The 11,416-nt window shown below is 72.5% G+C and carries 5 protein-coding genes and 1 pseudogene; 3 read left to right on the top strand and 3 right to left on the bottom strand.

Going from position 1 to position 11,416, the window contains the following annotated elements; all coding sequences use genetic code 11:
• On the top strand, positions 1–2,736 hold the full coding sequence (locus tag ABFX81_RS26975) for an ABC transporter permease (protein ID WP_086849414.1): 2,736 nt from the start codon (positions 1–3) through the stop codon (positions 2,734–2,736).
• Positions 2,733–3,701, top strand: coding sequence for an ATP-binding cassette domain-containing protein (locus ABFX81_RS26970; RefSeq protein WP_086849412.1), 969 nt, complete (start codon positions 2,733–2,735; stop codon positions 3,699–3,701). The genes ABFX81_RS26975 and ABFX81_RS26970 overlap by 4 nt, the downstream gene beginning before the upstream one ends.
• Here ABFX81_RS26970 and ABFX81_RS42245 read toward each other — a convergent pair.
• Positions 3,693–3,770: pseudogene (locus ABFX81_RS42245) on the bottom strand (toxic cation resistance protein); the annotation flags it as partial. The gene ABFX81_RS26970 and the pseudogene ABFX81_RS42245 overlap by 9 nt on opposite strands.
• A gap of 181 nt (positions 3,771–3,951) precedes the next feature.
• Here ABFX81_RS42245 and ABFX81_RS26965 point away from each other — a divergent pair.
• Positions 3,952–4,851, top strand: a complete 900-nt coding sequence (locus ABFX81_RS26965) for a chitosanase (RefSeq protein WP_086849410.1) — start codon at positions 3,952–3,954, stop codon at positions 4,849–4,851.
• A gap of 133 nt (positions 4,852–4,984) precedes the next feature.
• Here the strand turns inward: ABFX81_RS26965 and ABFX81_RS26960 are convergent, their stop codons facing one another.
• Positions 4,985–6,448: a glutamate synthase small subunit gene (locus ABFX81_RS26960; protein WP_086849408.1), complete on the bottom strand. Its 1,464-nt coding sequence runs from the start codon at positions 6,446–6,448 to the stop codon at positions 4,985–4,987.
• The gene (gene gltB, locus ABFX81_RS26955) at positions 6,441–11,036 is read right to left on the bottom strand and encodes a glutamate synthase large subunit (protein ID WP_086849406.1); all 4,596 of its coding nucleotides are present in this window, start codon (positions 11,034–11,036) and stop codon (positions 6,441–6,443) included. Before gltB ends, ABFX81_RS26960 begins: the two co-directional genes overlap by 8 nt.
• Positions 11,037–11,416 lie beyond the last annotated feature (380 nt).

Genomic DNA, 11,416 nt, shown 5'->3' with positions numbered 1-11,416 from the left:
ATGCCGCCGAACCCGCAGGGAGCGCCCTGGGTGCGGACCCGGCTGCGGACCGCGCCCGTGTCCGCCGTCGCCTCCGGTGTGCTGGTGCTGGTCACGGCGTTCCTCGCGGCCGTCCTGCCCCGGGCCGTCGAGGCGTACGAGACGGACGGGCTGCGCGAGGCCCTCGCCACCGCCTCCCCCGAGTCCACCGTGCTGGAGCTGAAGGCTCCGCCGCCCGGTCTCGAACAGCCCGACGCGGCCCGGGCGGACGTGGTGCGGCCGGAGTCGCTCGCGGCGGTCGACGGCCGGGCGCGGGCGCTGCTGCCCGCGCCGCTGCGGGCGGACCGGGCCGAGTCGGCCTACGGGGTGCGGACCGGGAAGAGCCTGGAGGCACTGGACGCGTCGCTGCCCCGGCCGGGCGGACTGCCGCCCAGGTTCACGCTGCTCGCGCAGTCGGGAGCGGCCGGCCACGCCACCGTGCGGGAGGGCCGGCTGCCCACCGTCCGCACGCCGGTGACCGTGGGCACCAGGGTGGTGGAGGGCGCGGTGACCACCGAGACCGCCCGCGTGCTGCGTCTGCGGGCCGGCTCCACGCTCACCCTGTCCGGTTTCCTGGACGGACCGCTGACGGTACGGATCACCGGCGTCCTCGAACCCCGGCATCCGCAGCGGAGTTACTGGTCCGCGGAACCGGTCCTGCGCACCCCGGGCCTGGCCTCCACCAGTGCCCGTCCACCGCGGTACTACTGGGAGGCGGGCGTCCTGCTGGCACCCGGGGCCGCACCCGCGCTGCTCGGCGGTCAGGGCGAGCCGGAGCAGTACTGGCGGTTCGCGCCCGCGACCGGGCGGCTCACCGGGGCGGACGCCTCGGCGCTCGTCGACGCGGTCGCCTCCCTGGAAGACGGACCCGCGTTGGTGCGGATGCGCGGGGCCGCCGGTCCGACGGCGCGGCTGTCCACCGGCCTGGAGCAGGTCGTCGGCTCCTACGCCCAGACCCGTGACGTGATCACGCCCGTGGTCGCCGTCGCGGTCTTCGGGATCGCCGCGATCGCCGTCGTCGTGCTGGTCATGAGCGCCGGTGTGGCCGCCGCCCGCCGTGACGCCGAACTCGCCCTGCTGCGGGCCCGGGGCGGCTCCCTGGGCGGCATCGCCGGGCGGCTGCTGGCCGAGACCGCGGTGCCCGCGGTGCCCGCGGCGGTCTGCGGTCTGCTGCTCGCGGTGCTCGTCGTGGACGAGGCGCGGCCGCTGCCCGCCGTGTTCGGGGCGGGCGCCGTGGCGCTGCTGGCCTGTGCCGCGTTGCCGGTGCGCGCGGTCGTGGCGCATAGCAGGCCGCGGGCGCACCAGGAGCGCGACGATCTCGCCGAGGCCAGGCCCGGCGGCCGCCGCACGGTCGCCGAACTGACCCTGCTGGTGCTGGCCGTGGGCTCGGTGGTGACGCTGCGCCGACGGGGTACGGACGGAGCGGGCGATCTGCTGGTGAGCGCCGCCCCGGTGCTCGTCGGGCTGGTCGCCGCGCTGGTCCTCGTGCGGCTGTACCCGCTGCCCCTGCGGTGGGCCGCCGGCCCGGCCGGGCGGCTGCGCGGCGTGGTCGGGTTCCTGTCGCTGGCCCGCGCGGGCCGCTCACCGGCGGCGGTCGCGACGCTGCCACTGCTCGCCCTGCTGACGGCCCTGACGACGGCCGCGTTCGGGGGGTCCGTGCTGGCGGGCGTGGCGGACGCCCGGGACCGGGCCGCGCTGCTGGAGACGGGCGCGGACGCGCGGATCGCCACGACCGACGCGAAACCGCTACCGGCAGGACTGGAGCGGACGGTACGGGAAGTGGCGGGCGTACGGCAGGTCACGGCCGTGGGGTTCGCGTTCCTCTCGGAGCGCGCGTCCGACGAGACGCGGTCGGTGACCGTGGTCGGCGTGGAGCCGGAGACCTACGCGGAGCTGGCCCGGCAGATGGATCTCGGGGGGTTCCCCGCCGACCGGCTGGGGGCCGGGGGCGGGGTGCTGGACGCCGTCGCCCCCCCCGAGGTCGCCGAGCGGCTCGGGCGTGCGCCGCGCCGGATCGTGACGGACGGCGGAGCGGTCACGGTGCGGATCACCGCCGTGCGCCCTCGCACCCCGGCCGTCCCCGAGGGCGAGTTCCTGCTGGTGGACGCGGCGGGTCTGAAGGGCTCCGGCGGCCCCACGACCCTGCTGGCCTCGGGTGCCGGGCTCGACGCGAAGGCGCTGCGGGCGACCGTACGCGGCGCCGGTTCGAACCTCACCGTGACACCGCGCGCCGAGGTACGCGCGGCGCTGTCCGACTCGCCGTTGCAGGCGGGCGCCGAACGGATCTACGTCTGGGCCGTCCTCGCGGGCGCGGGCTACGCCGTGCTCGCCCTGGTGCTCGGCCTGCTGCGGTCGGCGCCGGAACGGGCCGCGCTGCTGGCCCGGCTGCGCACCCTGGGCCTGACGCCCCGCCAGGGGCGCCGGCTGCTCGGCCTGGAGGCGCTGCCCCTGGCGCTGCTCGCGGCCGGCGGTGGCATGGCCGTCGGCTGGGCCGCGGTACGGCTGCTCGCCCCCGGCGTCGACCTGGACCGGCTCGCTCTGGCCGGCGCGTCGGGCGGCACGGCACCGCAGGGTGCCGCGCTGCGGGCCGACCTGTGGTCACTGGCCCTGCCCGCCGCGGGCGCGGTGCTCCTGACCGGGGCGGTGGCCGTCGCGCAGGCCTGGTGGGCGGGGCGCCGGACACCGATCACTCACCTCAGGGCAGGAGACATGCGATGAGCGGTACGACGGAGTCGCTCGCGGAGCTGGAGCGGCGGGCGGCGCGGCACCGCGACCGGCCCGCCTACGGGCACGACGCCCTGATCGCCTGCGACCGGCTGGTGCGGATCTTCGCCAAGCGCGGTGGCCGGGACGCCGTGGAGGTGCAGGCGCTCCAGGGGCTCGATCTGCTGGTGCGGGAAGGCGAGTTGATGGCCCTGGTGGGGGCGTCCGGCAGCGGCAAGTCGACGCTGATGAACATCCTCGCCGGCCTGGACGTCCCGACCGCCGGCACGGCGAAGGTCGCGGGCCGTGATCTGCTGACGATGGACGCGAAGGCGCGGTTGCGGTACCGGCGCGAGGTGGTCGGCTTTGTCTGGCAGCAGACGGCACGCAATCTGCTGCCGTATCTGACGGCGGCGCAGAACGTCGTCCTGCCCATGCAGCTGGCGGGCGGCTCGCGAAGGAAGCAGGCCGGACGGGCGGACGACCTGCTGGCCATGCTCGGCGTCGCCGACTGCCGGGACCGGCGCCCGCAGCAGATGTCCGGGGGCCAGCAGCAGCGCGTCGCGATCGCCGTCGCCCTGGCCAACGCCCCCGCCGTGCTGCTCGCCGACGAGCCGACCGGCGAGCTGGACTCGGCGACCGGGCAGCAGGTCTTCGCGGCGTTCCGCCGGGCCAACGAGGAGCTGGGCACGACGGTCGTCATCGTCACGCACGACCAGGCGGTCGCCGGCGAGGTCCGCCGCACGGTCGCGATCCGCGACGGCCGCACCTCGACGGAGGTGCTGCGCCGCACCGAGGTCGACGAGGCGGGCCAGGAGTCCCTGGTGGCCCGGGAGTACGCCATGCTCGACCGCGCGGGACGCCTCCAGCTGCCGGCCGAGTACACGACGGCCCTGGGCATGCGGGACAGGGTGCTGCTGGAGCTGGAGGAGGACCACGTCCAGGTGTGGCCGGACGGGAGCGGGAGCGGGAACGGCTGAGGACGCCCGGGCAGCCACGAGCCCCTTCGGGAACTCGCCCACCAGCCGGTCGTACAGCTCGGCGTCCGTCGATGCCGATCGTATGCGCCCGGCGACCCGCCGATGGACGCGCGCGGACGCTGGCGTACGCTTACGCGCCCGCACCGGCGCCGCGCGCCGGTGCGGGCGGGGAGCGTGCGCCGGGCCGCTGGTGCTCCAGGCGGCCGGGACGGCGGGGTAAGTCACGGAGCTGACAGGCAGGGTGATCCCAGTGAAGCGTGCTGGTGTGGCGTTCTTCGTCGCCGTTCCCGTGGCCGCCACGGCGTTGGCCTACCTCCTCGCACCCGCGGACTCAGCCGAGCCCACGGCGAAACCCTCCGTGTCCGCCGCCCAGGCGGCCCGGGAAGAGGCCAAGCACCGGGCCGAGGTGGAGCGGGCGGAGGACGACAAGGTGATCGCCGGGCTGCCCGCGGGCCTGGCCGCCCCGGAGAAGAAGGAACTGGCGCAGCGGATCGTGGCGAGCGCCCACCAGTCGACGCTGAACTGGCGCGCCCTCTACGGCTCCATCGAGGACCTGGAGGACGGGCGGGGCTACACCGCTGGGATCGCCGGCTTCTGCACCGGCACCCACGACCTGCTCGCCCTCGTCGAGCGCTACACCGAAACCCACCCGGACAACGGCCTGGCCCGCTACCTGCCGGCCCTGCGCGAGGTCGACGGCACGGACTCCCACGAGGGCCTGGACCCCGGCTTCACCGCGGCCTGGAAGGCGGAGGCGAAGCTCCCCGCCTTCCGCAGGGCCCAGGACGAGCACCGTGACCGTTTCTCCTTCGACCCGGCGGTCCGCCTCGCCAAGCTGGACGGCCTGGGCACGCTCGGCCAGTTCGTCTACTACGACGCTCTGATCTTCCACGGCCCCGACGCCGGCCCCGAGGGCTTCTACGGCCTGCGCGAACGCGCGCTGCGCGTGGCGGACACACCGGCCGAGGGCGGTAGTGAGAAGGCGTACCTGGACGCCTTCCTCGACATCCGGCGCACCGCCATGGCCGCCGAGCGCACGGACACCAGCCGCGTCGACACCGCCCAGCGCCGTTTCCTGAACGAGGGCAACCTGCGTCTCGACACGCCGCTGGAGTGGGCCGTCTACGGGGACACGTACAAGGTGCCGTGACCCTGGCCCGCACAGGGTGTCGTGGCCGGCCGGGGAAGGCGACAGCGCCTGCCCGGTCGTCCGGTCGGGGACTGTTGGGCAGGCGCTGTCGGTGTTCCGCACGCCGTTGTGCGGGACGTCTTGTGCGGTGCGGTCAGACCATCAGCGCGCGGTCCGTGGGGCGGATCGGCGCCGGCAGTTCGCTCGCGCCCGTGAGGGCACGGTCCACGCCGCGCGCCGCCGAGCGGCCCTCCGCGATCGCCCACACGATGAGCGACTGGCCGCGGCCCGCGTCACCGGCGACGAACACACCGGGCACGTTGGTCTGGTAGTCGTCGTCGCGGGCGATGTTGCCGCGCTCGTCGAGCTCCAGGCCGAACTGCTCGACCAGGCCGTTCTCCCGGTCGGTGCCGGTGAAGCCCATGGCGAGGGTGACCAGCTGGGCGGGGATCTTGCGCTCCGTGCCCGGCTTCGGGGTCAGCCGGCCGTCGATGAACTCCACCTCGGTGAGGTGCAGCCACTGGACGTTGCCGTCCTCGTCGCCCTCGAAGTGGGTCGTCGACACCGAGTAGACGCGCTCGCCGCCCTCCTCGTGGGCCGAGGTGACCTTGTAGAGCATCGGGAAGGTCGGCCAGGGCTGGTTGACCGGGTGCCGGTCGTCGTTCGGGCGGGGCATGATCTCCAGCTGCGTGACGGAGGCCGCGCCCTGGCGGTGGGCGGTGCCGACACAGTCCGCGCCGGTGTCGCCGCCGCCGATGACCACGACATGCTTGCCCTCGGCCGAGATGGGGGGCGCCACGTAGTCGCCCTCCTGGACCTTGTTGGCCAGCGGCAGGTACTCCATGGCCTGGTAGATGCCCTTGAGCTCGCGGCCGGGCACCGACAGGTCACGGGCCGTGGTGGCGCCGACGGCCAGGACGACCGCGTCGTAGCGCTTCTTCAGGTCCGTGGCCTTCAGGTCGCGGCCGATCTCGATGCCCGTGCGGAAGCGGGTGCCCTCCGCGCGCATCTGCTCGATGCGGCGGTTGATGTGCCGCTTCTCCATCTTGAACTCGGGGATGCCGTACCGGAGGAGGCCTCCGATGCGGTCCGCGCGCTCGTAGACGGCGACCGTGTGACCGGCCCGGGTCAGCTGCTGGGCGGCGGCCAGACCGGCCGGGCCCGAGCCGACGACCGCGACGGTCTTGCCGGACAGGCGCTCCGGGATCTGCGGGGCGACGTCCCCGGTCTCCCACGCCTTGTCGATGATCGAGACCTCGACGTTCTTGATGGTGACCGGCGGCTGGTTGATGCCGAGCACACACGCCGACTCACACGGAGCGGGGCACAGCCGGCCCGTGAACTCCGGGAAGTTGTTCGTCGCGTGCAGGCGCTCCGAGGCGGCGGCCCAGTCCTCGCGGTAGGCGTAGTCGTTCCACTCGGGGATCAGGTTCCCCAGCGGGCAGCCGTTGTGGCAGAACGGGATGCCGCAGTCCATGCACCGGCTGGCCTGCTTGCTGATGATCGGCAGCAGGGAGCCGGGGACGTAGACCTCGTTCCAGTCCCTGACGCGCTCCTCGACGGGGCGGGACTTGGCGACCTCGCGCCCGTGGTTCAGGAAGCCCTTCGGGTCAGCCATTGATCGCCGCCTCCATCATCTTCTCGTGGGTCTCGGTCTCGGAGAGACCGGCTCGCTCGGCGGCGTCCTTGGCGGCGAGCACTGCCTTGTACGTGCTGGGGATGATCCTGCTGAAGCGCTCGACGGCGGTGTCCCACTCGGCCAGGAGCTTCTCGGCGACGGTCGAGCCCGTCTCCTCCTGGTGGCGGCGGACCACGTCGTGCAGCCACTGCTTGTCGGTGTCGTCCAGCGCCTCGACCGCGTCGAGGTTGCCGACGTTGACGTTGTCGGGGTCCAGGTCGATGACGTACGCGATACCGCCGGACATACCGGCCGCGAAGTTGCGGCCCGTCTCGCCGAGCACCACCGCGTGGCCACCGGTCATGTACTCGCAGCCGTGGTCGCCCACGCCCTCGGAGACGACCGTCGCACCGGAGTTGCGGACGCAGAACCGCTCGCCGACCTTGCCGCGCAGGAACATCTCGCCGCCGGTGGCGCCGTAGCCGATGGTGTTGCCGGCGATGACGCTGTACTCGGCGAGGTGGTCGGCCGCACGGTCCGGGCGGACCACGATCCGGCCGCCGGAGAGGCCCTTGCCGACGTAGTCGTTGGCGTCGCCCTCCAGGCGCAGCGTGACACCGCGCGGCACGAACGCGCCGAAGGACTGGCCCGCGGAGCCGGTGAAGGTGATGTCGATGGTGTCGTCGGGCAGGCCCGCGCCACCGAACTTCTTCGTCACCTCGTGGCCGAGCATGGTGCCGACCGTGCGGTTGATGTTGCGGATCTGCACCTGGGCGCGGACCGGCTGGGCCTCGGTGGCGTCCGAGGCGGACAGGGCGTCGGCGGCCAGCTTGATGAGCTGGTTGTCGAGCGCCTTCTCCAGGCCGTGGTCCTGCGCGATCAGCTGGTGGCGGACCGCGCCCTCGGGCAGCTCGGGCACGTGGAACAGCGGCTCCAGGTCCAGGCCCTGCGCCTTCCAGTGGTCCACCGCGCGGGTGACGTCGAGGGCCTCGGCGTGGCCGACGGCCTCCTCGATGGAGCGGAAGCCCAGCTCGGCGAGGATCTCGCGGACCTCTTCGGCGATGTACGTGAAGAAGTTCACGACGTACTCGGCCTTGCCGTTGTACCGCTCGCGCAGCACCGGGTTCTGCGTGGCGATGCCGACCGGGCAGGTGTCCAGGTGGCAGACGCGCATCATGACGCAGCCCGAGACGACGAGCGGCGCGGTCGCGAAACCGAACTCCTCGGCGCCGAGCAGCGCGGCGATGACCACGTCGCGGCCGGTCTTCAGCTGGCCGTCGGTCTGCACGACGATGCGGTCGCGCAGGCCGTTGAGCAGCAGCGTCTGCTGGGTCTCGGCGAGACCGAGCTCCCAGGGACCGCCGGCGTGCTTGAGCGAGGTGAGCGGCGAGGCGCCCGTACCGCCGTCGTGGCCGGAGATGAGGACGACGTCCGCGTGCGCCTTGGAGACACCCGCGGCGACCGTGCCGACGCCGACCTCGGAGACCAGCTTGACGTGAATCCGCGCCTGCGGGTTCGCGTTCTTCAGGTCGTGGATCAGCTGGGCCAGGTCCTCGATGGAGTAGATGTCGTGGTGCGGGGGCGGCGAGATGAGGCCGACGCCCGGCGTCGAGTGCCGCGTCTTGGCGACCCACGGGTAGACCTTGTGGCCGGGCAGCTGGCCGCCCTCGCCGGGCTTGGCGCCCTGGGCCATCTTGATCTGGATGTCGTCGGAGTTGACCAGGTACTCGGAGGTCACACCGAAGCGGCCGGAGGCGACCTGCTTGATGGACGACCGGCGGGCCGGGTCGTACAGGCGCTCCGGGTCCTCGCCGCCCTCACCGGTGTTGGACTTGCCGCCCAGCTGGTTCATGGCGATGGCGAGGGTCTCGTGCGCCTCCTGCGAGATGGAGCCGTACGACATGGCGCCCGTCGAGAACCGCTTGACGATCTCGGAGACCGGCTCGACCTCGTCGACCGGGATGGGCTTCCGGCCGGACTTGAAGCCGAACAGGCCGCGCAGCGTCATCAGCCGCTCGGACTGCTCGTTCACGCGCTCGGTGTACTTCTTGAAGATGTCGTAGCGGCCGGAGCGCGTGGAGTGCTGGAGGCGGAAGACCGTCTCCGGGTCGAACAGGTGCGGCTCGCCCTCGCGGCGCCACTGGTACTCGCCGCCTATGTCCAGCGCGCGGTGCGCCGGGGCGATGCCGGAGGCCGGGTAGGCCTTGGCGTGGCGGGCGGCGACCTCCTTGGCGACGACGTCGATGCCGACGCCGCCGATCTTGGTGGCCGTGCCGTTGAAGTACTTCCCGACGAAGGTCTCGTCGAGGCCGACGGCCTCGAAGACCTGGGCGCCGCGGTAGGAGGCGACCGTCGAGATGCCCATCTTGGACATGACCTTCAGCACGCCCTTGCCGAGGGCGTAGATGAGGTTGCGGATGGCCTTCTCGGGCTCGATGCCGGGCAGGAAGGTGCCGGCGCGGACCAGGTCCTCGACGGACTCCATCGCCAGGTACGGGTTGACCGCGGCGGCGCCGTAGCCGATGAGCAGGGCGACGTGGTGGACCTCGCGGACGTCACCGGCCTCGACCAGCAGGCCCACCTGGGTGCGCTGCTTGGTGCGGATGAGGTGGTGGTGGACGGCCGCGGTGAGCAGCAGCGACGGGATCGGCGCGTGCTCGGCGTCCGAGTGACGGTCCGACAGGACGATCAGCCGGGCGCCGTTCTCTATCGCGGCGTCGGCCTCGGCGCAGATCTCGTCGATCCGCGCGGCCAGCGCGTCACCGCCGCCGTGCACCCGGTACAGGCCGGACAGCGTCGCGGCCTTGAAGCCGGGCATGTCGCCGTCGGCGTTGATGTGGATGAGCTTGGCCAGCTCGTCGTTGTCGATGACCGGGAAGGGCAGCACGACGCTGCGGCAGGAGGCCGCGCTCGGGTCGAGCAGGTTGCCCTGCGGGCCCAGCGAGGAGCGCAGCGAGGTGACGAGCTCCTCGCGGATGGCGTCCAGCGGCGGGTTGGTGACCTGCGCGAAGAGCTGGGTGAAGTAGTCGAAGAGCAGGCGCGGGCGGTCCGACAGCGCGGCGATCGGCGAGTCGGTGCCCATCGAGCCGATGGGCTCGGCACCGGCCTTGGCCATCGGCGCGAGGATGACGCGCAGCTCCTCCTCGGTGTACCCGAAGGTCTGCTGGCGGCGGGTGACCGAGGCGTGGGTGTGGACGATGTGCTCGCGCTCGGGCAGGTCGGAGAGCTCGATCTCGCCGGCCTCCAGCCACTCCGCGTACGGCTCCTCGGCGGCGAGCTGGGCCTTGATCTCGTCGTCCTCGATGATGCGGTGCTCGGTGGTGTCGACGAGGAACATGCGGCCGGGCTGGAGGCGGCCCTTGCGGACGACCTTGGCCGGGTCGATGTCCAGGACGCCGACCTCGGACCCGAGGACGACGAGGCCGTCGTCGGTGACCCAGTAGCGGCCGGGGCGCAGGCCGTTGCGGTCGAGGACGGCGCCGACCTGCTTGCCGTCGGTGAAGGTGACACAGGCCGGGCCGTCCCAGGGCTCCATCAGGTTGGAGTGGAACTGGTAGAAGGCGCGGCGGCTCGGGTCCATGGAGTCGTGGTTCTCCCACGCCTCCGGGATCATCATCAGCACGGAGTGCGGCAGCGAACGGCCGCCGAGGTGCAGCAGCTCCAGGACCTCGTCGAAGGAGGCGGAGTCGGAGGCGTCCGGCGTGCAGATCGGGAAGATACGGTCGATCTTCTCCTGGTCGCCGAACAGGTCGGAGACGAGCTGGGACTCGCGGGCCGCCATCCAGTTGCGGTTGCCCTTGACCGTGTTGATCTCGCCGTTGTGGGCAACGAAGCGATAGGGGTGGGCCAGCGGCCAGCTCGGGAAGGTGTTGGTGGAGAACCGGGAGTGCACGAGCGCGATCGCGGAGGCGAAGCGGCGGTCGGACAGGTCCGGGAAGAAGGGCTCCAGCTGGCCGGTGGTCAGCATGCCCTTGTAGACGATCGTCCGCGCGGACAGCGACGGGAAGTAGACGCCGGCCTCACGCTCGGCGCGCTTGCGCAGCGCGAACGCCCTGCGGTCCAGGGCGACGCCCTGGGACACACCGTCGCTGACGAAGATCTGGCGGAAGACCGGCATGGTCGACCGGGCGGTGGCACCCAGCAGCTGGGGCGCGACCGGGACCTCGCGCCAGCCGAGGACGGTCAGGCCCTCGTCGGCCGCGATCGTCTCGATCTGCGAGACGGCCTCGGCGGCGGAGTCCTCCGGCAGGAAGGCGGTGCCGACGGCGTAGGCGCCGGCCTCGGGCAGTTCGAATCCGGCCACGTCACGGAAGAAGGCGTCCGGGACCTGCGACAGGATGCCGGCGCCGTCACCGGAGTCGGGCTCGGAGCCGGTGGCACCGCGGTGTTCGAGGTTGCGCAGGACGGTCAGAGCCTGCTCGACCAGGGTGTGGGACGCCTCGCCGGTGAGGGTGGCGACGAAGCCGACGCCGCAGGCGTCGTGCTCGTTGCGGGGGTCGTACATACCCTGCGCAGCAGGGCGAGCATCCATGAAGGACCAGTTCTGGCCATTCGCGGAATGCTGGGACGGCTGGCGCGGCGTACGCATCGGCTCTCCCGTCGTCGTCATGTGGCATATGCAAAGTGCCGAGGGACGACGTTGGCCCTCGCGTGATCGCAAAATTTCGTGCAGGTTACATGATGGAGCGGTTCTCGGGAACCGGGATAATCCGTTCCAACATGCGGACACCGGCGGCTGGCGGCGGGGGTACCGCACCGACGGTGGAAGCTATGAGGGGCCAGCACGGAACGACCGGGTGAGATCGATGCCCGTCGGGCCCGGGGCGGGACGGGCGCCTTCGCCCACCTCGCTGATCGCGCCCACGGGCCTCGTTGCCCGCAGCGCTTACGGCTCATGCCCGGTGATTGCGCATTCGAAACCAGCAAGTAACGGCTACTTATACGGCCCAACGCATAAGTCCGAGCCGA

It is taken from the genome of Streptomyces coeruleofuscus (assembly GCF_039532725.1).
Lineage (GTDB): Bacteria > Actinomycetota > Actinomycetes > Streptomycetales > Streptomycetaceae > Streptomyces > Streptomyces coeruleofuscus.
The sequence above is the reverse complement of the archived record's forward strand: the minus strand, read 5'-3'. Positions and strand labels throughout refer to the sequence as shown.